The sequence below is a fragment of the Nocardioides coralli genome, assembly GCF_019880385.1.
In the GTDB taxonomy this organism is placed as follows: Bacteria; Actinomycetota; Actinomycetes; order Propionibacteriales; family Nocardioidaceae; genus Nocardioides; species Nocardioides coralli.
This window is the reverse complement of the sequence record NZ_CP082273.1, coordinates 2847547-2871717: the sequence shown is the minus strand read 5'-3', so window position 1 is coordinate 2871717 and position 24171 is coordinate 2847547. Positions and strand designations below refer to the sequence as shown.

The window sequence follows — 24171 nt, the reverse complement described above, 5'->3', positions numbered from 1 at the left end:
GCACCCGACCAGGAAATGGGGCACACCCAGTCAGAGCTTGCGCAGCCGCACGTAGCGCACGGAGTGGTCGCGGTCCTTGCGCAGCACCAGGGTGGCGCGTGACCGCGTGGGCAGCACGTTCTGGGTGAGGTTCGGCCCGTTGATCGTGTCCCAGAGGTGCGTGGCGGTGCGGACCGCCTCGGCCTCCGAGAGCGCGGCGTACTTGGCGAAGTAGGACTCCGGGTCGCGGAACGCCGTCTCGCGCAGCCGCAGGAACCGTTCGACGTACCACGCGCGGATGTGCTCGGTGCGCGCGTCCACGTAGACCGAGAAGTCGAAGAAGTCGCTCAGCGTCAGCCCGGCGCGCCCGTCGTCGCGGACCCGCGCCGGCTGCAGCACGTTGAGGCCCTCGATGATGACGATGTCGGGGCTGGTCACGGCCACGTGCTCGTCGGGAACGACGTCGTAGACCAGGTGCGAGTAGACCGGGGCCAGCACCTCCTCCTCACCGGACTTGATGTCGACGACGAAGCGCAGCAGCGCTCGCCGGTCGTAGGACTCCGGGAACCCCTTGCGGTGCAGCAGGCCCCGACGCTCCAGCTCCGCGTTGGGGTAGAGGAAGCCGTCGGTGGTGACCAGCGAGACCTTGGGGTGCTCGGGCCAGTGGGCGAGCAGGTGCTGGAGCACCCGGGCCGTGGTGGACTTGCCGACCGCCACCGACCCCGCCAGACCGATGACGAACGGCGTGCGCGGCGGGTGCGGCTGGTTGAGGAACGTCTCCTGGTCGCGGTGGAGCCGCCCGGCCGCCTCCACGTAGAGGCTCAGGAGGCGGGAGATCGGCAGGTAGACCTGCTCCACCTCCTCGAGGTCGAGCGCGTCACCGAGGCCACGGAGCCGGGTGATCTCGTCGGCGGTCAGCGGGCTCTCGGTCTCCTTGCCGAGGGCGGCCCAGGCGGCCCGGTCGAGCTCGACGTACGGCGAGGTCTCGCGGCCGTTGTCGTCGGGCCCCCCGCCGTTGGAAGACATGCGCGGCATTCTTGCAGCAGAGCCACGCCCTAGACTCGCGGCCATGTGCGGAATCGTCGGGTACGTCGGTCAGCAACCGGCGCAGGGTGTGGTGATCGAGGGGCTGCGTCGCCTGGAGTACCGGGGCTACGACTCTGCCGGCGTGGCTCTCGTCTCCGACGGCGCGATCGCCCACGACAAGCGTGCGGGCAAGCTGGCCAACCTCGAGAAGGCCATCGCGGAGCAGCCCCTGCCGGCCGCGACGACCGGCATCGGGCACACCCGCTGGGCCACCCACGGCGCGCCCAACGACCCCAACGCCCACCCCCACCTCGGTCGCACCGGACGGGTCGCGCTGGTGCACAACGGGATCATCGAGAACTTCGCGGAGCTGCGCGGCGAGCTCGAGCGTGCCGGCCACGTCATGGTCAGTGACACCGACACCGAGGTCGCCGCCCACCTGCTCGAGCTGGCGGTGGTCGCCGGCCGGGACCTGACCACCGCCATGCAGGAGGTGAGCCGTCGGCTGGAGGGCGCCTTCACGCTCGTCGCCGTCGACGCGCAGGACCCCTCCCGGGTCGTGGCGGCGCGCCGCAACTCGCCGCTGGTGGTCGGGATCGGCGAGGGTGAGCACTTCCTCGGCTCCGACGTTGCCGCCTTCATCGAGCACACCCACGAGGCGATGGAGCTCGGCCAGGACCAGGTCGTCACGATCACCGCCGACGGGGTGCAGGTGACCGACTTCGACGGGACGCCTGCGGAGGGGCGGCGCTACCACGTCGACTGGGACCTCTCGGCCGCCGAGAAGGGCGGCTACGACTGGTTCATGCGCAAGGAGATCTACGAGCAGCCGCGTGCGGTCGCCGACTCGCTGCTGGGGCGGCGTACGCCGGAGGGTCTGCTGCAGCTCGACGAGATGCGGCTCTCCGACGATGAGCTGCGCGACATCGACAAGATCATCGTGATCGCGGCCGGGACCTCGTTCTACGCCGGCATGGTCGCGAAGTACGCCGTCGAGCACTGGACCCGCATCCCGGTGGAGGTCGAGCTGGCCTCGGAGTTCCGCTACCGCGACCCGATCCTCACCCAGCGGACGCTCGTCGTGGCGATCAGCCAGTCCGGCGAGACCGCCGACACGCTGCAGGCGATCCGGCACGCACGGGTGCAGCGGTCGAAGGTGCTGGCGATCTGCAACACCAACGGCTCGACGATCCCGCGCGAGTCCGACGGTGTCATCTACACCCACGCCGGCCCCGAGATCGGTGTCGCCTCGACCAAGGGCTTCCTCACCCAGCTGGTCGCCTGCTACCTGCTCGCCCTCTACCTGGCCCAGGTCAAGGGCACCCGCTTCGGCGACGAGATCGCCGAGATCATCGACCAGCTCGAGCAGATGCCCGACCACATCCAGGCGGTCCTCGACGGCGACGAGCAGGTCTACGAGCTGGCGCGGGCTCACGTCGACAACACGTCGGTGCTGTTCCTGGGGCGCCACGCCGGCTACCCGGTGGCGCTCGAGGGGGCGCTCAAGCTCAAGGAGCTCGCCTACCTGCACGCCGAGGGCTTCGCCGCCGGTGAGCTGAAGCACGGCCCGATCGCGCTCGTCGAGGACGGTGTGCCCGTGCTCTGCGTCGTCCCGCCCCGGGGCCGCGACTTCCTGCACGACAAGATGGTCAGCGGCATCCAGGAGGTCCGCGCCCGCGGTGCGCGCACCATCTGCCTGGCCGAGGAGGGCGACGACACGATCACGCCGTACGCCGACGCGCTGGTGCGGCTGCCCGAGGTGCCCGTGCTGCTGCAGCCGATGGTGGCCGTCGTCCCGCTGCAGCTGTTCGCCTGCGAGCTGGCGACCCAGCTCGGCCACGACGTCGACCAGCCCCGCAACCTCGCCAAGTCGGTCACGGTCGAGTAGTGGCGGTCATCGGGGTCGGCATCGACGTGGTCGACATCGACCGGTTCCTGGCGTCGCTGGAGCGGACTCCCGGGCTGCTCGAGCGGCTCTTCACGCCGGCGGAGGCCAGCCGGCCGCCGGCCTCGCTGGCCGCGCGGTTCGCGGCGAAGGAGGCGCTGGCCAAGGCGCTCGGCGCCCCCGTCGGGATGGCCTGGCACGACGCGGAGGTCGAGTCGGAGGTCTCGGGCCGGCCACGGTTCGTCATCCGGGGGAGCGTGCGCACGCGGGCCGACGAGCTGGGCGTGGGCACGGTCCACCTCTCGCTCTCCCACGACGCGGGGATCGCCTCGGCGATGGTCGTCCTCGAGTCCTGACGGGTCCCCTGTGGCCGCGTGTGCCTGAGGGTGCGCCATGACGCACTCTGAGGCACACGCCGCGAATAGGGTGGGCCCATGCGTCGGGCGCACACCGTGGAGCAGGTCCGCGAGGCCGAGGAGGCCCTGATGCGGACCCTGCCGGAGGGCGTGCTCATGCAGCGGGCGGCCACGGGGCTGGCCCATGCGGTCCTCGACCTGCTGGGCGGCGGCTACGGCCGGCGGGTGGTGCTGCTGGTCGGCGCCGGCAACAACGGTGGCGACGCCCTCCACGCCGGCGCACGGCTGGCCCGCCGCGGCGTGGCGGTGGAGGCGTGGCTGCTGGCCGACCAGGTGCACGACGGGGGACTGGCGGCGCTGCGGGCCGCGGGCGGCACCGTGGCCGAGCCCCACGACGTCGTCGCCGACGCCGAGACGCACGGGGTGGTGGACCTCGTGGTCGACGGGATCGTCGGCATCGGCGGCACGCCGGGGCTGCGACCCGCGGCAGCGGCCGCGCTCGAGCACCTCCCGGGTGTCCCCGTGGTGGCCGTCGACACGCCCAGCGGCATCGGCGTCGACACCGGCGAGCTCGACGGCAACCACGTGACCGCCTCGCTGACGGTCACCTTCGGCACCCACAAGGTGGGCCACCTCGTCGACCCGGCCGCGGCCGCCTGCGGCGCGATCCACCTCGTCGACATCGGCCTCGACCTGCCCGACCCGGTCGTGGAGTCGCTGCAGCCCCCCGACGTCCGTCGGCTGCTCCCGCGCCCGCAGGGCACCGACCACAAGTACACCCGCGGTGTCGTCGGGGTCCGGGCCGGTTCCGCGACCTACCCGGGCGCCGCGACGCTGTGCGTCGCCGGCGCGATGGCCGGCCCTGCCGGGATGGTGCGTTGCGTCGGCGAGGTCGCCGACGCGGTCCGGCAGGCCCACCCCGAGGTGGTGGGGGAGGGCCGGGTCCAGGCCTGGGTCGTCGGCCCCGGCGGCGGTGAGGGGGCCGCCGCGGAGCTGGAGGCGGCGGCCGACGACGGCGTCCCGCTGGTCGTGGACGCCGACGCCCTGACCCACGTCACCGGCCCGCTCCCCGTGCCGGTCGTCCTCACGCCCCACGCCGGCGAGCTGGCCGCCATGACCGGCGTCGCCCGCGCGGACGTCGAGGCGAGGCCGCTGGCCCACGCACGCGCGGCCGCCGAGCGGTTCGGGGCGGTGGTGCTCCTCAAGGGGCGTCACACGCTCGTGGCGGAGCCCGGTCGACCCGTCCGCGTCACCACCACCGGCGTGCCGTGGCTGGCCACGGCGGGGGCCGGCGACGTGCTGGCAGGGCTGATCGGCTCCCTGCTCGCGGCCGGCCTCCCGGCGTACGACGCCGCGTCGGTCGGCAGCTGGGTCCACGGTGCCGCGGCGACCCTGGCCAGCCGCGGCGGTCCGCTGACCGCCGGGCTGGTCGCGGAGACGCTTCCCGAGACGCTGCGCCACGTGCTCAGCGGGGGGATGGAAGAATCGCGGGAATGAGCAGGGCAGAGATCGTCGTCGAGCTGCCCTCGCTCCGCCACAACGTCGCCCGGCTGCGCCAGCACGCCGGGGTGCCGGTGATGGTGGTCGTCAAGGCCGACGGCTACGGCCACGGCATCGCCGAGGCCGGCCGCGCGGCACGGGCGGCGGGCGCGGAGTGGCTGGGAGTCGCCACGATCGACGAGGCGCTGCGGCTGCGTCAGGTGGGGGACCGCGACCGCCTGCTGTGCTGGCTGGGGGTCCCCGGCGAGGACTATGCGGCCGCCGTCGAGGCAGATGTGGACGTGACCGCCTACAGCCGGGCGGAGCTGGCCGAGATCGCCGCCGCCACGCGCCGGGCCGCTCCCGCACGCGTGCAGCTCAAGGTCGACACCGGTCTCTCCCGGGGCGGGGCCACCCTCGAGGAGTGGGAGGCCGTCGTGGCCGAGGCGCGGGCCGGTGAGGAGCGCGGCGATTGGCGGGTCACCGGCATCTGGTCCCACTTCGCCTGCAGCGACGAGCCGGACCACCCGGCCAACGACGCCCAGGAGACCGCCTTCCGGCAGGCGCTCGACGTCGCGGCGGCCGCGGGGCTGCGCCCCGAGGTGCGCCACCTCGCCAACAGTGCGGCGACGCTGCTGCGGCCGAGCTCCCGCTTCGACCTGGTGCGGTGCGGCATCGCGGCCTACGGGCTCGACCCGGCACCCCTCGCCCCGCACGACGTCGTGCTCCGGCCGGTGATGACCGCCCGCAGCCGGCTCTCGCTCGTCAAGCGGGTCGCGGCCGGCGACGGCGTCTCCTACGGGCACACCTGGCGGGCCGACCGGCCGACCACGCTCGGGCTGGTGCCCGTCGGGTACGGCGACGGGGTGATGCGGCGGGCGGGCAACCGCGCCGAGGCGTGGGTGCGCGGCCGCCGGCGGCCCATCCGCGGCCGGGTCTGCATGGACCAGCTCGTGGTCGACCTCGGCGACGACCACGCCGAGGCCGGGGACGAGGTGGTCCTGTTCGGGCCCGGTGACGACGGCGAGCCCACGGCCCAGGACTGGGCCGTGTGGTGCGACACCATCAACTACGAGATCGTGACGCGGCTCGGCGGCCGGTTCGAGCGTCAGCACGTCGACGAAGGGACCGTCCTGTGAGCGTCCGCCGCCGACTGATCGGCATCGCCGCGTCCGCAGCCGGCGTGGCGGCTGCCGGCGCCGCCCTCGGCGTCGCCCGGCAGCGCCGGATCATCGCCCACCGGGGGGCGGGCGACCACGCGCCCTTCGGCTCGTTGCGGGCCAAGCCACGCACCGTCGTCACCGATGACGGCGTACCACTCCACGTCGAGGTCGACGAGCTTCCCGGCTCCCCGCTCACGGTGGTCTTCGTCCACGGCTACGCCCTCAACATGGACTGCTGGCACTTCCAGCGCGCCGGCTACCGCGGCCTGGTGCGCACCGTGTTCTACGACCAGCGCTCCCACGGCCGTTCCGGGCGCTCCCGCGAGGGCAACGCCACCATCGAGCAGGTCGGCCGCGACCTGGGCCAGGTCCTCGACCAGGTGGGCGAGGGCCCGGTGGTCCTCGTCGGCCACTCCATGGGCGGCATGAGCATCGTGGCGCTGGCCGAGGAGCGGCCCGAGCTCTTCGGGGACACGGTCGTGGGCGTCGCCCTGATCTCGACCACCGCCGGCGGTCTCGACCCGCACCGGATCGTGGCGCCGCTGCTGCCCTCCACGCTCGGCAGCGCACTGGCGATGCGCACCATGGCGGTCCTGGCGCGCGGCCACCGCACCGTCGACGGCTTGCGACGGGCGGGTCAGGCGGTCGCGACGGTGGTCACGGATCGCTTCGCCTTCGGCGACGACGTCCCGGCGTCCTACATCGACTTCGTGGACGAGATGCTCTCGGCCACGCCCTTCGAGGTGATCGCGGAGTTCTTCCCGACGTTCACGTCGTTCGACAAGTTCGAGACGATCCACGCCCTGACCGAGGTGCCCGTCACGATCATCGGCGGCACCCGCGACAAGGTCACCTCCATCGGCCACAGCCGCAAGCTCGCGTCGCGGATCCCCGACGCCCAGCTGGTGGAGTGCGAGGGCGCCGGCCACATGGTGATCATGGAGCGCCACGAGCAGGTCAACGCCGCGCTCGACCAGCTGCTGGCCGCGGCCGGGGAACGGGTCGGGCTGTCGTGACCGGCGTCGAGATCCACGCGGTCGGTCCCGACCGCGCCGAGGAGCTGCTGGCCGCCGTACGCCCGGCGTTCGCGGCGCGGCCGCCGCTCGACCCACCCGCCGCCACCCTCACCGAGACCGCGGAGTCGATGGCGACGCTGCTGGGCCCCCGCGGCGGCCTGCTCGCCACCCTCGACGGTCGAGCCGTCGGCGGTCTGGTCCTCGACCCGGTCGGGACCACCATGTACCTCCGCCGCTTCGGCGTCCTGCCCGACGTCCAGGGTCATGGCATCGCCGCCCGGCTCATCGAGGCCGCCGTCGCCGCCTCCGAGGGGTTCGACGACCTCACGGTCGTCGCCCGCCTCGAGCTGCCCGAGACGGTGGCCTTCTGGGAGCGTCGCGGCTTCCGGGAGGTACGTCGCAACGAGCCCAACGTCGAGCTGCGACGGCCGCTCAACACCTTCCTCTTCGACGTGCCCGACGCCGACAGCATGCGCACCCTGGGTCGGGCCCTCGCCGACCAGCTGCGCGCAGGCGACCTGGTGGTCCTCACGGGGGAGCTCGGGGCTGGCAAGACCACGCTCACGCAGGGCATCGGGGAGGGGCTCGGGGTCCGCGGCGACGTCACCTCCCCGACGTTCGTCATCGCCAGGGTCCACCCCTCGCTGGCCGACGGGCCCGCGCTGGTCCACGTCGACGCCTACCGGCTGGGCGGCATCGACGAGCTCGACGACCTCGACCTCGACGCCTCCCTCGACGACTCGGTGACGGTCGTCGAGTGGGGGGAGGGCATCGCCGAGGGGCTGGCGGAGTCGCGGCTGGAGCTGCGCATCATCCGGGCGCTCGCGCACGTGGGCGACGCCCCGGGGCTGGACCCGCGCCGGGTGCTGATGATGCCCGTCGGGCCGCGCTGGTACGAGCTCGAGGTGCCCGACACCCAGCGCCCGCCGCTGGCCGAGAAGCCCGACGAGACGCTGCTCGTCGACTTCTGGCCCTGCGCGGAGCGCGACCTCCACGACCTCGACCGCGAGGTCCCGCTGACGATGTCGATGCTGGTCCCCGAGCACGAGGACCGCGTGCTGCTGGTCCACAACACGCGGACCGCCGAGTGGGAGCTGCCGCTGGCCCGGTTGGCCCCCGACGCGTCGCCGCGGGCCGCGGTGGTCGAGCAGTACCGCCGCGCCACCGGCGGCGAGCCCGGACAGGTCGACTTCTGCGGCGTCGCCACGATCCAGTACGGCCACGAGCGCGTGATCAAGCGGGTCGCGATCTACCGGGCCGTGGTGCCCGGGCCCGACGGCCTGCGGCCGGGTGCCGACGTGGACGGACTGGCCTGGTGGGACCCGGTCGAGGACCACGCCGGACTCTCGGCGATCGACGCCCACGTGGTGCGGGTCCTCCGCAGCGTCTGACTACCCTGTCGCTGTGCTGCTCGCCTTCGACACCGCGACCCCCACCGTGACCGTTGCCGTCCACGACGGCACCGACGTGGTCGCCGAGCTCGCCAGCGAGCAGACCATGCGCCACGGGGAGCAGCTGGCGCCCCTGGTCGAGCGGGCCCTGCAGCAGGTCGGGATCGTGCGCCAGGACCTCACCGCCATCGCCGTCGGCGTCGGGCCGGGCCCCTTCACCGGGCTGCGCGTGGGGCTGGTCACCGCCCGGACCCTCGGGTTCGTGCTGGAGATCCCCGTCTACGGCGTCTGCACCCTCGACGTGTTGGCCGTGGAGGCCGTCGACACCGGCTCGGTGATCGGTGACTTCGTGGTGGCCACCGACGCACGCCGCAAGGAGGTCTACCTCGCGTCGTACGACGAGGAGGGGACCCGGCTCGCCGGACCCGTCGTCGACAAGCCCGCCGACCTGGCCACCGACGCACAGGTCGTCGGGGAGGGGGCGGCCCTCTACCCGGACCACTTCCCCACCGGTGTCCGGCCGCTGCGCCCGAGCGCCGGCTGGCTGGCCCGCACGGTGGCCGGCGAGCGCGCGGAGCTGCGCGACCCCGAGCCGCTCTACCTGCGGCGGCCCGACGCGGCCACGCCCGGTGCCCGCAAGCCCGCGCTCCCCGACGGTCCCGGCACGTGATCGGGCGCGCCACCACCGCCGACGTCCCGGCCATCGCCCGGCTCGAGCAGGTCGCCCTCGGGCGCGACGCGTGGTCGGAGGGGCTGGTCCGCGACGGGGTGACCGGCGGGGTGCCGAGCGTGCACTACCTCGTCGCCCGCAGCGGCAGCCGGCTGGTGGGGTACGCCGTCGCGAGCGCGGTCGCCGACCTGGTGGAGCTGCAGCGGATCGCGGTCGACCCGGCGTACCGGCGCTCAGGGGTCGCCACGGCGCTCCTCGACGACGTGGTCGACCTGGCGGTCGCGGAGGGCGCGGAGCGGATCATGCTCGAGGTCCGCGAGGACAACGTCCCCGCGCTGGCGTTCTACGGCGAGAACGGTTTCCGGGAGCTCGACCGGCGGCCCCGCTACTACCGCGACGGAGCGACGGCCGTGGTGCTGGAGCGCCTCGTCAGCGGTCCGCCGACCAGCGTGTGACAGGTCCGGTAGCCCAGCCCGGCGTAGATGCGCAGCGCCGGCCCGTTGTCGGCGTACACCCCGAGGCTCGACACCCGGGGACCGATGAGGGCCCGGTGGGTCAGCGCGGTGCTCAGCAGCCGTCCGAGGCCGCGCCCTCGCGCATCGGCGGAGACGGTGACAGCACGCAGGTGACCGCTGCCGTCGTGCTGGCGCAGCACTGCTCCGGCGGCCAGCAGCACCCCGTCGGCGCGGACGCCGAGCCACGCCTCGACCCCCGGGGTGCCGGGCCGTGCGAAGGAGTCGGGTGCCTCACGGTCCAGCAGCGCAGCCACCTCGGTCGGGTCACGGAGCTCCTCGACCCGCGGGTCACCATCCTGCTCGGCGGGGACGTCGCGGGTGAGCATCCAGTGCCAGGGTCGACCGGGCTCCCAGCGCCACGCGGCGGGCACGGCGGGCTCGGCCCCCGCCGAGATCAGCAGTCGCGCCGGCACGGGGTGGGTGGCGGCGGCGCGGTCCAGCAGCGGGGTGAGTGACGCGGCGCGGCCGAAGCCGGTGGCCACCGTCCGGATCCCCTCGTGGGTGGCGCGTCCGGCCAGGACGAGGGCGGCGCCGTCGTCGGACGACCAGGCGTCGACCAGCAGGTCGGGATCGACCGTGTGCCTCACGAACGGCAGGTGGGCCAGCTGGACGACCCCCACGCGACCCACGGCCTCATTGTGCCCGGGCATGATGGGGCCATGGACGAGCCCGTGGTCCTCGGCATCGAGACCTCCTGCGACGAGACCGGCGTCGGCATCGTGCGTGGCCACACGCTGCTGGCCGACGCGGTGGCGAGCAGCGTCGACGAGCACGCCCGCTTCGGCGGCGTCGTGCCGGAGGTCGCCAGCCGGGCACACCTGGAGGCGATGGTGCCGACCATCGAGCGGGCGTGCGAGACGGCCGGCGTGCGGCTGCACGACGTCGACGCGGTCGCGGTCACCTCGGGGCCGGGCCTGGCCGGTGCGCTGCTGGTCGGCGTCGCCGCCGCCAAGGCGCTCGCGCTGGGGCTCGGCAAGCCGCTCTACGGCGTCAACCACCTCGCGGCCCACGTCGCCGTCGACCAGCTCGAGCACGGGGCGCTGCCCGAGCCGTGCCTGGCGATGCTGGTGTCCGGCGGCCACTCCAGCCTGCTGCGGGTCTCCGACGTCACCGGCGACGTCGAGCCGCTGGGCGCCACCATCGACGACGCCGCCGGCGAGGCCTTCGACAAGGTCGCCCGACTGCTGGGGCTGCCGTTCCCCGGCGGACCCCACATCGACCGGGCCGCCCGCGAGGGCAGCAGCATCGCCATCGACTTCCCGCGCGGCCTGACCTCCCGTCGCGACCTCGAGCGACACCGGTTCGACTTCTCCTTCTCCGGTCTCAAGACGGCCGTGGCCCGCTGGGTGGAGGCGCGCGAGCGCAGCGGCGAACCGGTCCCGGTGGCCGACGTGGCGGCCTCCTTCCAGGAGGCGGTGTGCGACGTGCTGGCCCGCAAGGCGGTCGACGCGGCAGCGACCCACGGCATCGACACCGTCCTCGTCGGGGGCGGCGTCGCGGCCAACTCCCGGCTGCGGGTGCTCGTGGAGGAGCGGGCCAGCGCCCGCGGGATCCGGGTCCGGGTGCCGCGACCGGGGCTGTGCACCGACAACGGCGCCATGGTGGCAGCCCTGGGGGCCGAGATGGTCGCCCGACGGCGTACGCCGTCTGCGCTGGACCTGCCCGCGGACTCCTCCCAGCCGGTCACGGCCGTCCAGGCCTGACACGCACCGAGCCCCCGGCGGGGGACCGGGGGCTCGGCGGGGCCGGCGTCGATCAGTCGAGGACCGAGGGAGAGACGTCCTCGTCGTCGAGCCAGTCCTGGTCACCGGGGAGGTGGTCCGTGGGGCGGGTGCGGTCGTCGCCCGTGGTCCGACCGGCGCGACCGGCCACGACCTGCCCGCCGAAGGCTGCGCGGCGGCCGGCCCCCGGTGCGCCGGTCGTGGACGGGGCGGCACGACCGCCGGCGGTGCCGGCGGCGGCCCCGGGTGTGGACCGGGTCGAGGCCCGGGTCGCGACCCGGCTGGTGCTGGAACCCGCCCGAGCGGCTCCCGAGGCGCCCGCTGCCGGCCGGGTGCCCGTCGCGGGCGTCGCGGCGGTGGTGCGACCGAGGGTGCCGGCCGCGCCGGTGCGGGCCGACGAGCCGAGGGCGCGGGCCGCGTTGGTGCCCGTGCTGCTGCTCGACACGGGCAGCGGAGCGCCACGCACGCCGCCGAGGACGCCACCGGCGCCGCCGATGACAGCACCTCCTGTGGCGGCGGCGACCCCGCCGAGGGTGCCGCCCGTGCTGCCGGTGCTGCCGGCGGGTGAGGTCGCGGGGGCCGCCGATGCGCCCGAGGCGGCCGCGGGCGTGCCTCCGCCCTGCGGGGTGCCGACGGTCCCGCCCTGCTGGGTGTCACCGGTCGTTCCGGTGGAGGCGGTGGAGGCGGTGGACGCGGTGGTCTGCGGGGCCGCGCCTGCGGCGGGTGAGGAGTAGAAGGACCCCGGGGTGGGCCCCGTCGCGGTGGTGGCACCACCCGGCGTACCGGCCGGGACCCGGGCCGCGCCGCCACCGGCCGGCCCGGCGGCCTGCGGCACCGGGTCGGGCTCCCCGTGGATCGACTTCATCACCCGCGTCGTCTCACGGTTCTGGGAGTCCATCTGCTCGTTGTGCTGGCGGGCCAGGGCCTCGTTGAAGCGCCGGTTCTTCTCGTAGGTGTCGACCGCGGTGTCGTACTCGGCCCGGGCCTTGACCTCCTCGGGCGTCTTCGGCGAGCTGGGGCCGGTCCACGTCCCCGGGTCGTCGAGGGGCTTGAGCTTGGCGCGGTCGCTGCGGGCGGTGTCGATGCGCGCCGCCGCGTCCTGGAGCGACGCCCCGCCACGACGGAGCTTCTCGGCCCGCTTGTCCATGGCCTCGGCGGACCTGACGAAGGCCTCGCGCATCCGGGGGCCGGTCTGCTCGGAGATGGTCTCGGCCGATCCCGACCGCTCGCGCAGCTGGAGGGCCACGGTGCTGAGGGCCTCGGCGGCCCGCAACCACTCGAAGGCGGCCGACATCGCCCCTTCGGGAGCAGCCGAGTCGACGGCCTGCTCGAACCGGATCTGCTCGGGACCCTTGCTCATGCGTCCGACCCGCCCGGCACCTCACAGCCCTCGGCGTCGTACGTCGCCGCCTGGGTGCACTGCTCGGCGAGCGCCAGCTGCTCCAGGGCGGTGACGTCGTCGACCCGGCGCTGCCGGCGGAGGAGCTCGGAGGCCTGGGTGGCGTCGGTGTCGTGGACGTCCTTGCGGAAGTGGGTCACGCTGGCGTGGTAGCCCTCGAGACCGGCGACCATCTCGGCCATCGCCTGCACGACGACGGCGTGGGCCTTGCCAGCGTGGTGCTGCAGCTCCTGGGCGGTCGCGGCAGCGCCGAGGGCGCCGGCGGGCACCTGCTGCAGGTCCTGCTTCTCGCGCACGGCCCGCCCACTGCCCTCGAGCATCGACAGGATCTGGTCGACGGTGCCGTCGGACACGCCCGCCGCCGTGAGAAAACCTCCGGCGTCGACGACGAGTGCCATGCATCCCCCTGGATCAGGATTCCGGTGCAGCGGCGCGAATCCGCGCCGTCAGGGCTCCTACCCGCGGTCGGCGGAGTCCAAACGCCGTGGCAGACGGAATCCGGGCGCTCCGTGAGGGCCGGTAGGGTCCCGGCCCATGAAGCGTGCCCGGCGTCTCGGGGCCCTCGCGGCCGCGCTGATGGTCCTCACCTCCTGCGGGGGCGGTGAGGAGGTCTCCGGTCCCGCCGAGCCACCGAGCCGCACGGGCGCAGACGCCTCCCCGACCGACGAGCCGACCGACGATCCGACCCCCACCGTCGAGGCCGCGGCGGGGGAGGTGATGACCACGGAGAGCGCCTACGCACGCGCCCCTGAGGGATGGCGGACCGAGCGGCAGCTCGACGGCGTGCTGGACTCGTGGGTGGCCAACAAGCGCGGCACGCTCCACCAGATCTACCTGTCCGACCTGGGTGCCGTCGGGTCCGAGGACCTCGAGCAGCTGGTGCGCACCGACGGGCTCACCGGCTTCGAGGGCCGCCCACGGGTGTCCTACGACGCTGACCTCGGTGGCGAGGCGGCCTTCCGCGCCGCCGGTGACGGGGTCGTCGGACCCCGCGAGGAGTACGGCGCCATCCGGGGCGGGGTCGGCGTCAAGCTGACCTTCGAGTTCGACGAGTCGTTCTCGGCCGGGCAGCGCCGAGCGGTGGTCGACGCCGTGCTGGCGTCGTTCCGCTGGAGCTGATCCGAGCGCCCCGGCCTCACGCGAAGCCGGGGAGCCGCCACGGCGGGGTCGTCTCGTCGCCCTCGACCGGGCCGAGCACCGTCTCGGTGGTGCCGTCGACCCCCAGCCGCACGACCTGCCAGGTGCCGGTGCTCCAGTCGTGGAGGATCGCCAGCAGGTGGTCGGCGTCCTCCCACGCGACGGTGTTGAAGAACCCCTCGTCGGGCTCGAGACGCACCAGCTCCCGGCCGGTCCGGGCGTCCAGGATCGCCTGGAGCCGGTTGCCGATCCCGTCGAGGTAGTCCTCGCTCGCGCTGATGTGGGCGCCGTCCGGGGAGAACCTGCCCAGGGAGTAGTCGCAGGTGGAGAAGCGCTCCTCCACGGGTGTCCGGACCGTGGAGCACGAGCCCGGCTCGAGGTCGTCCACGCTGGTCATGACGGCGACCGCGCCGTCGACCGACACGTCGGGCACGGCCAGTCCGTCCACGGGTAGGTCCTCCCCGGCGTTGTCGAGGAACCGGACCTGCTGCCCGTCGTCGACGTAGACGACGCACTCGTGGACGCCCCGGGTGCACTCGGGACCCCCGAGCAGCCGGATCGGGCGGGCACCCGGGACGGTCCCGACCGTGGTGTCCCCGCCCGCCCACTCGATGATGATCTGCCCGTCCTGGTCGACGTAGGTGACGGCGTTGCCCTCGTGGTTGGTGGCGATGCCCGTGATCGGCTGGGTGCCCACGACCTCGCCGTCGCGGAGCCGCTCGAGGGTGACGCTGCCGTCGTCGAGGTCGATCCAGGTGGCCAGCACCTCGTCGCCGAGGACGGTGAAGGCGTCGTAGGCACGTGGCAGCTCGACTGCGGAGCCGTCGGGCATGGTCAGCGTCCGCCCCTCCAGGTAGGGGACGCCCAGCCCACTGGGCTCCTGCTCGACGGCCTCGCTCGGCGTGGACGTGGCCGGAGGCAGGGAGCGGTCGGGGCGTGCGTCGAGCACACCGCTGGCGGTGACCGCCAGCGGCGCGGCGATCGCGAGCACCGCGGCCACGGTGCCGCCGGCGACCACCCGACGCGTACGCCGGATGGAGCGAGCCCGGCCGCGGACCTCGTCCAGGGTGAGCGGGGTGGCGTGCCAGTCGTCGACCTGGTCGTGCAGCTGGCGGGTCAGCCGGGTGGTCAGCTCGTCGTTCATCGCTCCTCCTCCCGAGGACTCATCGATGCGGGTGCGCGGTCGCGCAGGGCGGCCAGGGCGCGGCTGGCCTGGGACTTCACGGTGCCGACCGAGATGCCCAGGGCCTCGGCGGTCTCGGCCTCGGACAGCTCCTCGTAGTACCGGAGCACCACGACGGCACGGGCCTTGCGTGGCAGCGTCTGCACCAACGCCCAGAGCTCGCGGCCGGCGCCACCGTCGTGCACGTCGTGGTGGGCGGTGTCGGGCATGACCTCGGTGGCGACCTCACGCCGCTTCCACGCGCGCCGCCACAGGGAGTTGTTCTCGTTGACGAGGATCCGGCGCAGGTAGCCGTCGATCGAGCCCTGCTGCTCGACCCGGTCCCACGCGAGGTAGAGCTTGGCGAAGGCCGTCTGCACCAGGTCCTCGGCCGTGTGGCGGTCACCGGTCAGCAGGTAGGCCGTGCGCAGCAGGCTGGCCTGGCGCGCCTGCATGTACGCCGCGAACTCGTCGTCACGCGACCGCGGGCGGTCCATGGTCACCCCCGTCCCTGCGTGTGCGTGCATCCCTGCACCTCCATTCCATCGAGTCCAAGACGCAAAAGGGGGGAGGTGGGTTGCAACCGGAGGGTGTCGGACCTGCCTATGCTCGGGACCATGAGCATCCCGGTGGAGGTCGCCCGGTTAGGCGAGGCGCTCGCCGGCCGGGGCTCGGGATACCTGCTGACCTGCTCCGCCGACGGGGCGGTCAAGGCGGTGACCGTGGAGCCGTCGCTCGTGGACGGGGTGCTCCGGTGCCCGCCCAGCCGGGGGTCGGCCGCGAACCTCGCCGTCAACCCGCGTGCGACCCTGCTGTTCCCCCCGAGCGAGCACCACGGCCACACGCTGCTCGTCGACGGCACCGGTGCGGTCGAGGACGAGGGCATCGTCGTCGCCCCCGAGAGCGCGGTGCTGCACCGACCGGCCGACCACGCCGACGGCCCGCTCCCCGGCGAGGGCTGCGGCCACGACTGCACGCCGGTCACGTGACGCCGTTCTGGGTGAGCGGCTTCGTCGACCTCGCGCCGGCGGCATACGACGCCGGACTCGCCTTCTGGCGGGACGTGACCGGCTGGACCGTGTCGACCGCCCGCGGTGACCAGGACGAGTTCGTGACGCTGCTGCCGCCGGTGGGGGACGGCCACCTCCGCGTGCAGAGGCTGGGCCGGGGGCCCTCACGGATCCACCTCGACCTCCACGTCGCCGACCCGCGGGCGGCCGCCGACCACGCGGTGGGACTCGGGGCACGGGAGGTGGCCGACCACGGGCACGTCGTGATGGCCTCACCCGGAGGCTTCCCGTTCTGCTTCGTCACCCACCCCGCGTCCACGCCTGCGCCCGGCACCACGTGGCCGGGGGGCCACCGCTCGCTCGTCGACCAGGTCTGCATCGACGTCCCCGCCGCGCTCTACGCCCGTGAGGAGGCGTTCTGGCTGTCGCTGACCGAGCGGGAGCTGTCCGACCCGCCGCCCGGTCACCCCGAGTTCCGCTGGCTGGCTCCGGTGGAGGGCCGGGGTGCCCGCGTGCTGCTGCAGCGCCTCGACCAGCCCCGGGGGGACCTGCACGGCCACCTCGACCTGTCCGCCACCGACCGGGGCGCCGAGGTGCGCCGCCACGTCGCCCTGGGGGCGAGGTTCGTCGGGGACTTCGACACCTGGACGGTCCTCACCGATCCCGCCGGCCTGGCCTACTGCGTCACCGACCGGGTGCCGCGGTGACCGGGCGTCCCGACCCGCCCGTCGCCGCCGACGAGGTGACCACGCTGCTGGCCTTCCTCGACCACTACCGCGACACGCTGCGGCGCCAGACCGAGGGACTGCCTGCCGAGCTCCTGCGCATCCGGCTCGAGCCCAGCAGCCTCACGCTCGGCTCGCTGCTCAAGCACCTCGCGTTCGTCGAGGGCTTCTGGTTCCGCCACGTGCTCGCCGGCGAGGAGCAGCACGAGCCGTGGGCGTCGATGGACTGGGAGGCGGACCGCGACGCCGACTTCACCTCCGCGGCCGAGGACTCCCCTGAGCAGCTGCGTGGCCTCTTCGACCGCGAGGTGGCCGAGGCCGACGAGCGGATCCGGTCGGCGCTGGCCGAGGGCGGGCTGGACCGGCTCTCGGCGCGGCCCCGCCGTGGTCGACCCGTCAGCCTGCGGTGGATCCTGGTCCACATGATCGAGGAGTACGCGCGCCACTGCGGTCACGCGGACCTGATCCGGGAGTCGATCGACGGGGCTGTCGACCTGTGACGATCCGCGAGGTGACCGCCGACGACTGGCCCGCGATCTGGCCGATCTTCTCCGCGACGGTGGCGGCGGGGGAGACCTACGCGTACCCGGACGACCTGACCTCCGAGGAGGCCCGTGCGCTGTGGCTGGAGCCGCCGCCGGGGCGGACCGTGGTCCTGGAGGAGGACGGCCAGGTCCTCGGCACCGCGAAGATGGGACCCAACCGTCCGGGCCGGGGCGACCACGTCGGCACCGCGTCGTTCATGGTGTCCGAGCACGCCCGGGGGCGGGGTGTCGGCCGACGGCTGGCCGAGCACGTCGTGGCCTGGCACCGCGACGCCGGCTTCCGCGGCATCCAGTTCAACGCGGTCGTCGAGACCAACGCCGCGGCCGTGGCGCTGTGGGAGTCGCTGGGCTTCGAGATCGTGGGCACCGTCCCGGGCGCCTTCCGCTCGGCCACCCACGGCCACGTCGGCCTGCACGTGATGTACCTCGACCTGGTCCCCACCCGGTAGTCCCTCACGAAAGGGCTGCCAAACCGCCCGATCGGCAGCCCTTTCGTGAGGGACTACCGCCGCGTCGCCGGGATCAGGTGGCGGCGAAGCCGGGCAGGTGCTCCTCCATGAGCGCGCGGAACGGTGCCTCGGTCTCGAGCTGGGCGAGCAGGCCCAGACCGCCGAGCCAGGTGCGGTGGATCAGCAGGTACGACGTCGGCAGGTTGAGCTTGGTGGCCATCGCGAACGACGGGTTGCGGGGGTTGTTGATCCGCTCGAACTGCTCGCGCATCCACGCCCGCGTGAACCGGAAGGTCTCGTGGCGCGCGGGCTCCACGAACGGCGCCAGGTAGTCGACCAGCTCGTCGGCGTCGACCCGGATCCGGTCCTTGATGAACCCCTCCTCGCGCAGCCCGGCGACGAGGTCGTCGCCGCTGTTGTCCAGCGCGATCCGGATCAGCCGACCCATGGCCTCGGGCAGCCGCCCCTCCGGCAGCCGAGCCACCGCGCCGTAGTCGAGGACGCCGATCCGTCCCGGCCTGCCGTCGGCGCCCGGGATGATCCGGAAGTTGCCGGGGTGGGGGTCGGCGTGGAGCATGCCGGTCCGGGCCGGACCGTCGAAGAGGAACTGGACGAAGATCCGCCCGTAGTGGTCGCGCTCCTCCTGGGTGCCGTGACGGATCACGTGGGCCAGCGAGTGCGGGCTCTCCAGCCACTCGGTGACCAGCACCTGCTCACCGACGGCCACGACCTCGGGGACGACCACCATCGGGTCGTCACGGAAGGCGACGGCGTACGCCGCCTGCGCCTGCGCCTCGAGCCGGTAGTCGAGCTCGTCGGCCGCCCGCGCCTGCAGCTCGGCCACCAGCGGCTTGATGTCGATGCCGGGGAACGCCGGTGCCACCCCCCGGGCCACCCGTGCGAGCTGGCGCAGGTCGGCCATCAGCGCCTCACCCGCCCCGGGGTACTGCACCTTGACGGCGACCTCGCGCGCCGTGTCGACGTCGCCGAGGGAGTGGTCGTGCCAGCGAGCCCGGTGGACCTGGCCGATGGACGCGGCTGCTGCCGGGGCGCCGTCGAGCCACACCAGCTCGTCCTGCCACCCTTCGCCCAGCGAGCGTGCGATCTGCTCCCGGACGGTCTGGGTCGGCATCGGCGGCGCGGAGTCCTGCAGGGCGGTCAACGTGTCGCGGTAGGGCGCCGCCACGTCCTCGGGGAGCGCCGCCTCGAGCACGCTCATCGCCTGGCCGAGCTTCATCGCCCCGCCCTTGAGCTCGCCCAGGGTGCGGAACAGCTGCTCGGCGGTCCGCTGCTGCAGCTCGGTCGCCACCACCTCCGCGGACCGGCCACCGAGCCGCTTGCCGAGCCCGACGGCCTGCCGGCCGGCGTACCCGAGGGGCAGCGCGGCGAGCCGCGCGGTGCGCGCGGCGGCCCTGCGTGGCAGCTCTGTCACCCCGTCATTGTGGCCGAGGTGTGGTTGCGAGGGCCTCCCCTTTACGGGTCATGCGCGGATCCGGTGCCGGGTGCCTCGGGGGCCGCAGGCACACTGGACGGCATGCGTCGGCTCCTCACCACCGTGCTGGCGGCCTCCCTGACCGTGCTCGCCGCCTGCAGCGGCGAGGCCGCCGACGAGGTCGGCCACACCCACGCCGGCGGTGCCATCGTGTCCCTCCCGGTCGGGGACGGCACCGAGGTGGAGGAGGTCGGCTACCGGCTCGCGCGCGTCAGCCTGCCGGAGCAGGCGGGGATGACCGGCGAGGTCAGCTTCCAGGTGGAGACTTTCCGCGGGGAGCCGCTGACGTCCTACATCGAGGAGCTCACCAAGGACCTCCACCTCTACGTGGTGCGTGAGGACCTCGCCGTCTTCCGGCACCTCCACCCCGAGATGGACGACGACGGCACCTGGCGTGCTCCGGTGTCACTGCCGGCGACCGGCGACTACCGGGTGATCGCCGAATTCGTGGCCCGCGACGAGGGTGGCAACGGCGACCACGTGATCCTCGGCGAGACCGTCGCCGTCGACCGCGGCCCGGCCGGCGACGAGTGGCCGAGCGACCCCGTGATCGACGTCGAGGTCACCCAGCCGCCCACGGCCGGTCCGGACGGCCGGATGGGGCTGACGATCCGCGACGCCCGCGGTCGTCCCGTGGACCCCGGCACCTACCTGGGCAGCTACGGCCACGTCACCGGCTTCCACCGCGACAGCGGGTCGATGCTGCACGTCCACCCGCTGAGCGCCCCGGACGTCACCGAGGACGGGGCGCTGCTGACCTTCCACACCGAGATCGAGGACGCCGGCGCCTACCGGCTCTTCGTGCAGGTCCGGGTGGACGGTTACCTGCACACCGTGCCGGTCGAGGTCGACGTCACCGACCGGGCCTGATCATGACTCGGGCACGGTGAACCGGACGGTCGTCACCGGGCTCTCGAACCGGCTGATCCGCAGGGCCACCTGCACCTCCCACACGCCGGGCCGTGGCAGGAGCACCTCGGCGCGGTAGGTCCCGGTGTCGGTCTCCGCGAGTGGCACCGACCCCAGGTCGAGGCCGCCGGAGCGCAGCTGCACCTCGGGGACCTCCGGTGGTACGACGGGCTCGCCGGTCTCGTCCTGCAGCTGCACGAGCAGCGTGTTGGCGCCCGTCTCCAGCGGGGTCAGGGTCGCGTACAGCTGCAGGTCGGTGAGGGCCCCGGCCTGGACGCCCGTGCGTCCGGGCGGCACCTCGACGGGTGCCGGCCGCGGCGACTGGTTGACCAGGAACCCGGTCATGGCCAGGAGCACCACCAGGAGCGCCGCCTCGACGCGCACCGTGCGGGTGACCAGGCCGACGGCGCCACCCCGGTCCGCGAAGCCGACGGCACCGCGCACCCGCGGCAGCAGGCGGTAGCGGTTCCAGCCGCCCAGGCCGGCGACGATCAGCGCGACACCGACCTTGACCAGCAGCAACCGGCCGTAGCCCGTCTCCACGAGTGCCGACCAGGACCCGACCACCCGCCAGCCCAGGACCGTGCCGGCGACGGCGACCGCGAGCAGGGCGCCGCCGGCGAGCACCGAGAACCGGGCCAGCGTCGACGCGGCGAGCTGCTCGCGTCCGAGCACGGCGCGCAGGGTCAGCGCCAGCCCGACCAGGCCGCCCAGCCACACCGCGCCGGCCACCACGTGCACCACGTCGGCGGCCACCAGGAGCGAGGTCGGGGCGTAGGAACGGGTGTGGCCGACGACCGCCGGGCCCACCAGGGCGAGGCCGGCGCCGGCTGCCAGCGCAGCGCGGCGGCCGCCGCCCGGGGGGTCCTCGCCCAGCGTCAGGACGACCACGCCCAGCCCCACGGCGATCAGGGCGGCGCTGATCAGCTCGTCGAGGACCAGCGTGGCGTCGAAGCCGGAGAGCACGGCCGGCAGCTCGGCGCCCTGGGCGTAGACCGAGGACACCGGGACCGCCAGCAGTGCCGCCACGACGGCGACCGCGGCGCCCACCCGCACCACCCACCGGACCCGCGCGCGCACCCGCCGGCCGGCGTACGACGCCGGGAGGACGAGCAGGACGAATGCGGCGAGCCCGGTGGCGAGCAGCAGGCCGACGTACATCGCCCCGCCGACCAGTCCCTGGGTGGTCGTGACGACCGCGGACGACGTCGGTGGGGGAGGCGGGTCGGTCACGCTGCTGCTGCGCTCGCCCACCGAGAAGGTGAGCGCCCCCGAGATGGGGTGTCCGTCCGCCGAGAGCACGAACCAGCCCACGACGTAGGTGCCGCGCAGGTCGTCGGGCTCCGGCAGGGTCACCGTCACCTCGGGACCGGAAGCGGTGGCCTGCGAGGGGATCGGCTGGCCCGCCGCGTCGTAGACGGTGATCTCCTGCGCCGTCAGCCGCACCGGCTCGTTGAAGGTCAGCGTGACCTCCCGCGGTGCCTCCTCCAGCAGGGTGCCGTCGGTCGGGTCGGACTCGAGGAGCTGGGCGTGGGCGTGGCCGGGGGCAGCGGTCGCGAGCAGCAGCGCCACGGCGGCCAGGACGGCGGCGGTCAGCCGGAGCGGCCGCCACCCCCGTCCCGGACGCCGTTCGCGTGTCATGCGGAGCGCCGGCTCCTCAGCAGGGCGGTGCCACCGGCTGCGAGGCCGAGCGCACCGAGCACCAGCCCGGCCCACGCGATGCCGCTGCCGTCGGTGGTCGCGGCCGCCTCGGTGGTCTCACCGTGCTCGGCCGGCTCCTCCTCCGAGGCGTCCGAGGCGCCGGCGCCGTGGCCCTCGTCGGCGGCCGGCAGCACCTCGAACATGGGGGCCGGGGCCTCCAGCTCGTGGGCGTCCTGGCCCTCCTCCGGGATCTCGACCCAGCCGGTGCTGCCCTTCGCGCAGGTCTGCACCGTGGGGAAGGCGAGCATCTCGCCGGGCACGTCCGGCACCTGGAAGGAGAGCTCGAGGGTGTCGCGCTGGGCGTCGGGCAGCGGGGTGGTGGCGGTGTAGGTGACGGTGCCCACCCGCTCGGTGACCTCGTTGCCGTGGGCGTCGGTGACCGGCTCGTCCAGCTGCTCCATGCCGATCTCGACGTCGTAGAACGGGCTGCGTGTCGGCGTCACCGACAGGATCTGCTCGGGGATCTGGATCTCCAGCTTGGTCGTGGGCGAGCCGTCGCAGCCATGGGGGACCCCCATCGTCAGGACGGTGTAGGCCCCGGCATTGGCCACCGAGGGGGTGGCGCTCACATGGGCGGCGGCGGGCGATGCGGCGAGGGTCACGGCGGCGAGCGTCGTGGCGGCGGCGCCGAGGCGCGCGGTGGTACGTGCGGACATGGTGATGCCTCTCGAGACTGGTGGAACGGGGTGTGTGCGGACGTCTGCCGCGCCCACCGTCCCGGGTCGGGAGGCTTCAGGCGCGGCCGAGGCGCGCCGGTGGCCCGCGCAGCGGGGTGAGGTCCAGGCAGAAGCCGGCCCGGACCGAGCCGGCGACGCGGCGAGGGCGGCGCGGGTCGCGTCGCCCGCCGACGTAGGTCGGCAGCTCGGTCGTGGCCGCCACGACCGCGGCGGCGGTGCGCTCGCAGAGCCGCCACACGAGGGCGGTGAGCACGACGACGGCGGCGTGGGCGAGGACCATCCGGCCCGTCCAGGGCGACGCAGCGGGAGCCGCGGCGCCGTGGTGGGCGTGCGAGGCGGCCTCGAGAGCCGCGAAACCCTCGTGCAGCCCGACCTGGGCGGCAGCGAGGAAGGGGAGCAGCAGTCGGGTGCGCACCGTCCCGCGGAGCACCAGTGCGCTGGTGCCGAGCAGCAGTGCGGCCAGGGCCAACACGGCGGGCGTCGACGGGACGTGGCCGCCGGCCCAGGTGTGGGCGAGGACGGCGGCGGGGACCACGAGCGCGGTCGCGGCCGCCGCACGCCACCCGGCGTACGGCGCACGGCTCGCGCGTGTGCTCACGGGCGGCATCTTCTCACCATCGGCCGCCCGGGTCCCGGTGGGCCTCAGCCGGTCTGGGGGCCGAGGCCGGAGGAGCCCTCCGCCGGAGCGCCCTGCTCCTTGAGCTCGACGAACAGGACGTGGGTCTCGGTGTCACCGATGTTCTCGCCGTGGTGCTGCTGCGCCGGCAGCCAGCCGGCGAGGCCCGCGGGCATCTCCACCTCCCGCTCGGCATCGCCCGACACCAGCCGTCGCCGAAAGGAGGAGAGGGTGTACATCACCGAGTCCGGGTGCTGGTGCGGGGTGGTCCGGTCGCCCGGACGGTCGGTGTACTCGAGCACCCGCACCCGGTCGTTCTCGAAGACGACGCGGTAGTGGTCGGGGTTGCTCTGGACGGGATCGAGGCTCACGCGCCGAGCATGGCAGCCGCCGACACCGTCGACCAGCGGAACGGTCAGGCGGTCTCGGGGAACGCGACGCCGGTGTTGGCGTGGCAGCGGTAGCCGAACGGGTTCTTCGCCAGGTACTGCTGGTGGACGTCCTCGGCGTAGAAGTAGGGCGTCTCGGAGGCCGGCCGGATCTCGGTCGTGATCGCCCCGAGCCGGCGGCGCGCCAGCTCGTCGCCGTAGACCTTGGTCAGCTCGCGGGCGGTCTGCTCCTGCTCGGGCGTCGACCAGTAGATCGCCGAGCGGTACTGGGTGCCGACGTCGTTGCCCTGGCGCATGCCCTGGGTGGGGTCGTGCACCTCGAAGAACTTCTTGACCAGGGCGGCGTAGGAGACGACCTCCGGGTCGAACACGATCCGCACGGCCTCGGTGTGGCCGGTCCTGCCGGAGCAGACCTCGTCGTACGTCGGGTGCGGGGTGTAGCCGCCGGCGTACCCGACCGACGTGGACCAGACGCCCGGCATCTGCCAGTAGATCTCCTCGGCGCCCCAGAAGCACCCGAGACCGAAGACCGCCACCTCGTGACCCTCGGGGACGTCGTCGGACACCACGGGTGTGCGCAGCACGACGTGCGTCCCCAGCGACCACGGCCGGGACTCCCGACCTCCCAGGGCCCGCTCCTCGGTCACCATCTCGGTCTTGCCGCCCAGTCCGAACATCCACTGCTCCTCGAAGCTCTGCGTCCTTCCAGCATGACGAACAACCGCAAGCCCCCCAACCTTCCCGCGGTCGGGGCCATGA

27 protein-coding genes are annotated in these 24171 nt (G+C 74.0%); 15 read left to right on the top strand and 12 right to left on the bottom strand.

The genetic code is table 11. The features are described from left to right. Window positions 1-30: 30 nt before the first annotated feature. Window positions 31-1005, bottom strand: coding sequence for a type I pantothenate kinase (gene coaA / locus K6T13_RS14030; RefSeq protein ID WP_222895167.1), 975 nt, complete (start codon window positions 1003-1005; stop codon window positions 31-33). Between the two features lie 43 nt (window positions 1006-1048). Here coaA and glmS point away from each other — a divergent pair, with 43 nt between their 5' ends. From glmS to rimI, 8 genes are all read left to right on the top strand, one after another. After that, window positions 1049-2893, top strand: a complete 1845-nt coding sequence (gene glmS, locus K6T13_RS14025; protein WP_222895166.1) for a glutamine--fructose-6-phosphate transaminase (isomerizing) — start codon at window positions 1049-1051, stop codon at window positions 2891-2893. Beyond that, window positions 2893-3246, top strand: a complete 354-nt coding sequence (locus tag K6T13_RS14020) for a holo-ACP synthase (protein WP_222895165.1) — start codon at window positions 2893-2895, stop codon at window positions 3244-3246. Before glmS ends, K6T13_RS14020 begins: the two co-directional genes overlap by 1 nt. 78 nt (window positions 3247-3324) lie before the next feature. After that, window positions 3325-4743 (top strand): bifunctional ADP-dependent NAD(P)H-hydrate dehydratase/NAD(P)H-hydrate epimerase, encoded by a 1419-nt coding sequence (locus tag K6T13_RS14015; RefSeq protein ID WP_222895164.1) that lies wholly within the window; start codon window positions 3325-3327, stop codon window positions 4741-4743. Continuing rightward, the gene (gene alr, locus K6T13_RS14010; protein WP_222895163.1) at window positions 4740-5864 is read left to right on the top strand and encodes an alanine racemase; all 1125 of its coding nucleotides are present in this window, start codon (window positions 4740-4742) and stop codon (window positions 5862-5864) included. Before K6T13_RS14015 ends, alr begins: the two co-directional genes overlap by 4 nt. Further along, window positions 5861-6904 (top strand): alpha/beta fold hydrolase, encoded by a 1044-nt coding sequence (locus tag K6T13_RS14005; RefSeq protein WP_222895162.1) that lies wholly within the window; start codon window positions 5861-5863, stop codon window positions 6902-6904. The genes alr and K6T13_RS14005 overlap by 4 nt, the downstream gene beginning before the upstream one ends. Further along, a complete protein-coding gene (gene tsaE, locus K6T13_RS14000; RefSeq protein WP_222895161.1) occupies window positions 6901-8295 on the top strand; it encodes a tRNA (adenosine(37)-N6)-threonylcarbamoyltransferase complex ATPase subunit type 1 TsaE in 1395 nt (464 codons plus the stop codon). Before K6T13_RS14005 ends, tsaE begins: the two co-directional genes overlap by 4 nt. Window positions 8296-8308: 13 nt before the next feature. Beyond that, on the top strand, window positions 8309-8965 hold the full coding sequence (gene tsaB, locus K6T13_RS13995; protein ID WP_222895160.1) for a tRNA (adenosine(37)-N6)-threonylcarbamoyltransferase complex dimerization subunit type 1 TsaB: 657 nt from the start codon (window positions 8309-8311) through the stop codon (window positions 8963-8965). Next, window positions 8962-9420, top strand: coding sequence for a ribosomal protein S18-alanine N-acetyltransferase (rimI, locus tag K6T13_RS13990; RefSeq protein ID WP_222895159.1), 459 nt, complete (start codon window positions 8962-8964; stop codon window positions 9418-9420). Before tsaB ends, rimI begins: the two co-directional genes overlap by 4 nt. On the opposite strand, the gene K6T13_RS13985 is transcribed toward rimI, so the two are convergent. Further along, window positions 9354-10109 (bottom strand): GNAT family N-acetyltransferase, encoded by a 756-nt coding sequence (locus tag K6T13_RS13985; RefSeq protein WP_222895158.1) that lies wholly within the window; start codon window positions 10107-10109, stop codon window positions 9354-9356. The genes rimI and K6T13_RS13985 overlap by 67 nt on opposite strands. A gap of 30 nt (window positions 10110-10139) precedes the next feature. Here K6T13_RS13985 and tsaD point away from each other — a divergent pair, with 30 nt between their 5' ends. After that, the gene (gene tsaD / locus K6T13_RS13980) at window positions 10140-11183 is read left to right on the top strand and encodes a tRNA (adenosine(37)-N6)-threonylcarbamoyltransferase complex transferase subunit TsaD (RefSeq protein ID WP_222895157.1); all 1044 of its coding nucleotides are present in this window, start codon (window positions 10140-10142) and stop codon (window positions 11181-11183) included. A 52-nt stretch (window positions 11184-11235) separates the two neighbouring features. Here tsaD and K6T13_RS13975 read toward each other — a convergent pair whose 3' ends face one another. Beyond that, window positions 11236-12561, bottom strand: a complete 1326-nt coding sequence (locus K6T13_RS13975; RefSeq protein ID WP_222895156.1) for a hypothetical protein — start codon at window positions 12559-12561, stop codon at window positions 11236-11238. Beyond that, window positions 12558-12998: a hypothetical protein gene (locus K6T13_RS13970; RefSeq protein WP_222895155.1), complete on the bottom strand. Its 441-nt coding sequence runs from the start codon at window positions 12996-12998 to the stop codon at window positions 12558-12560. Before K6T13_RS13970 ends, K6T13_RS13975 begins: the two co-directional genes overlap by 4 nt. 136 nt (window positions 12999-13134) lie before the next feature. On the opposite strand from K6T13_RS13970, the gene K6T13_RS13965 reads away from it, so the two are divergent. Beyond that, window positions 13135-13719, top strand: coding sequence for a hypothetical protein (locus K6T13_RS13965; protein ID WP_222895154.1), 585 nt, complete (start codon window positions 13135-13137; stop codon window positions 13717-13719). Window positions 13720-13735: 16 nt separating this feature from the next. On the opposite strand, the gene K6T13_RS13960 is transcribed toward K6T13_RS13965, so the two are convergent. Both K6T13_RS13960 and K6T13_RS13955 read right to left on the bottom strand, forming a co-directional pair. Further along, window positions 13736-14881 (bottom strand): hypothetical protein, encoded by a 1146-nt coding sequence (locus K6T13_RS13960; RefSeq protein ID WP_222895153.1) that lies wholly within the window; start codon window positions 14879-14881, stop codon window positions 13736-13738. Continuing rightward, window positions 14878-15396: a SigE family RNA polymerase sigma factor gene (locus tag K6T13_RS13955; RefSeq protein WP_222895152.1), complete on the bottom strand. Its 519-nt coding sequence runs from the start codon at window positions 15394-15396 to the stop codon at window positions 14878-14880. Before K6T13_RS13955 ends, K6T13_RS13960 begins: the two co-directional genes overlap by 4 nt. 120 nt (window positions 15397-15516) lie before the next feature. Between K6T13_RS13955 and K6T13_RS13950 the strand changes: the two genes are divergently transcribed. From K6T13_RS13950 to K6T13_RS13935, 4 genes are read left to right on the top strand one after another with little or no spacing between them, the layout of a single operon-like run. Beyond that, complete coding sequence (locus tag K6T13_RS13950) at window positions 15517-15888, top strand: pyridoxamine 5'-phosphate oxidase family protein (protein ID WP_222895151.1); 372 nt, start codon at window positions 15517-15519, stop codon at window positions 15886-15888. Then, complete coding sequence (locus K6T13_RS13945; protein ID WP_222895150.1) at window positions 15885-16616, top strand: VOC family protein; 732 nt, start codon at window positions 15885-15887, stop codon at window positions 16614-16616. The genes K6T13_RS13950 and K6T13_RS13945 overlap by 4 nt, the downstream gene beginning before the upstream one ends. Further along, a complete protein-coding gene (locus K6T13_RS13940) occupies window positions 16613-17134 on the top strand; it encodes a DinB family protein (RefSeq protein ID WP_249423795.1) in 522 nt (173 codons plus the stop codon). Before K6T13_RS13945 ends, K6T13_RS13940 begins: the two co-directional genes overlap by 4 nt. Before the next feature lie 11 nt (window positions 17135-17145). Beyond that, the gene (locus tag K6T13_RS13935) at window positions 17146-17628 is read left to right on the top strand and encodes a GNAT family N-acetyltransferase (protein ID WP_249423794.1); all 483 of its coding nucleotides are present in this window, start codon (window positions 17146-17148) and stop codon (window positions 17626-17628) included. A gap of 73 nt (window positions 17629-17701) precedes the next feature. Here K6T13_RS13935 and K6T13_RS13930 read toward each other — a convergent pair whose 3' ends face one another. Further along, a complete protein-coding gene (locus K6T13_RS13930; protein ID WP_222895148.1) occupies window positions 17702-19060 on the bottom strand; it encodes an ABC1 kinase family protein in 1359 nt (452 codons plus the stop codon). A gap of 102 nt (window positions 19061-19162) precedes the next feature. On the opposite strand from K6T13_RS13930, the gene K6T13_RS13925 reads away from it, so the two are divergent. Then, the gene (locus K6T13_RS13925; RefSeq protein WP_222895147.1) at window positions 19163-19990 is read left to right on the top strand and encodes a hypothetical protein; all 828 of its coding nucleotides are present in this window, start codon (window positions 19163-19165) and stop codon (window positions 19988-19990) included. Here the strand turns inward: K6T13_RS13925 and K6T13_RS13920 are convergent, their stop codons facing one another. The 5 genes from K6T13_RS13920 to msrA all read right to left on the bottom strand — a co-directional run bounded on the left by K6T13_RS13920 (window position 19991) and on the right by msrA (window position 24089). Continuing rightward, window positions 19991-21670, bottom strand: a complete 1680-nt coding sequence (locus tag K6T13_RS13920; RefSeq protein ID WP_222895146.1) for a copper resistance CopC/CopD family protein — start codon at window positions 21668-21670, stop codon at window positions 19991-19993. Continuing rightward, the gene (locus tag K6T13_RS13915) at window positions 21667-22386 is read right to left on the bottom strand and encodes a YcnI family copper-binding membrane protein (protein WP_222895145.1); all 720 of its coding nucleotides are present in this window, start codon (window positions 22384-22386) and stop codon (window positions 21667-21669) included. The genes K6T13_RS13920 and K6T13_RS13915 overlap by 4 nt, the downstream gene beginning before the upstream one ends. A 76-nt stretch (window positions 22387-22462) precedes the next feature. Further along, window positions 22463-23005 carry a hypothetical protein gene (locus K6T13_RS13910; RefSeq protein WP_222895144.1) on the bottom strand — a complete coding sequence of 181 codons (543 nt, stop codon included), beginning with the start codon at window positions 23003-23005 and terminating at the stop codon, window positions 22463-22465. A gap of 44 nt (window positions 23006-23049) precedes the next feature. Beyond that, entirely contained in the window at window positions 23050-23394 is a 345-nt protein-coding gene (locus K6T13_RS13905; RefSeq protein ID WP_222895143.1) for a cupin domain-containing protein, read from the bottom strand. 44 nt (window positions 23395-23438) lie between these two features. Further along, window positions 23439-24089 carry a peptide-methionine (S)-S-oxide reductase MsrA gene (gene msrA / locus K6T13_RS13900; RefSeq protein WP_222895142.1) on the bottom strand — a complete coding sequence of 217 codons (651 nt, stop codon included), beginning with the start codon at window positions 24087-24089 and terminating at the stop codon, window positions 23439-23441. Window positions 24090-24171 lie beyond the last annotated feature (82 nt).

Coding starts and splice junctions, on each gene's coding strand:
- msrA (WP_222895142.1), bottom strand. CDS start 24,089: ATGTTCGGACTGGGCGGCAAGACCGAGATGGTGACCGAGGAGCGGGCC.
- tsaD (WP_222895157.1), top strand. CDS start 10,140: ATGGACGAGCCCGTGGTCCTCGGCATCGAGACCTCCTGCGACGAGACC.
- K6T13_RS13965 (WP_222895154.1), top strand. CDS start 13,135: ATGAAGCGTGCCCGGCGTCTCGGGGCCCTCGCGGCCGCGCTGATGGTC.
- K6T13_RS13915 (WP_222895145.1), bottom strand. CDS start 22,386: ATGTCCGCACGTACCACCGCGCGCCTCGGCGCCGCCGCCACGACGCTC.
- K6T13_RS13925 (WP_222895147.1), top strand. CDS start 19,163: ATGCGTCGGCTCCTCACCACCGTGCTGGCGGCCTCCCTGACCGTGCTC.
- K6T13_RS13920 (WP_222895146.1), bottom strand. CDS start 21,670: ATGACACGCGAACGGCGTCCGGGACGGGGGTGGCGGCCGCTCCGGCTG.
- K6T13_RS14015 (WP_222895164.1), top strand. CDS start 3,325: ATGCGTCGGGCGCACACCGTGGAGCAGGTCCGCGAGGCCGAGGAGGCC.
- alr (WP_222895163.1), top strand. CDS start 4,740: ATGAGCAGGGCAGAGATCGTCGTCGAGCTGCCCTCGCTCCGCCACAAC.
- coaA (WP_222895167.1), bottom strand. CDS start 1,005: ATGTCTTCCAACGGCGGGGGGCCCGACGACAACGGCCGCGAGACCTCG.
- K6T13_RS13970 (WP_222895155.1), bottom strand. CDS start 12,998: ATGGCACTCGTCGTCGACGCCGGAGGTTTTCTCACGGCGGCGGGCGTG.
- K6T13_RS13955 (WP_222895152.1), bottom strand. CDS start 15,396: ATGGACCGCCCGCGGTCGCGTGACGACGAGTTCGCGGCGTACATGCAG.
- K6T13_RS13960 (WP_222895153.1), bottom strand. CDS start 14,881: ATGAACGACGAGCTGACCACCCGGCTGACCCGCCAGCTGCACGACCAG.
- glmS (WP_222895166.1), top strand. CDS start 1,049: ATGTGCGGAATCGTCGGGTACGTCGGTCAGCAACCGGCGCAGGGTGTG.
- K6T13_RS13975 (WP_222895156.1), bottom strand. CDS start 12,561: ATGAGCAAGGGTCCCGAGCAGATCCGGTTCGAGCAGGCCGTCGACTCG.
- K6T13_RS13950 (WP_222895151.1), top strand. CDS start 15,517: ATGAGCATCCCGGTGGAGGTCGCCCGGTTAGGCGAGGCGCTCGCCGGC.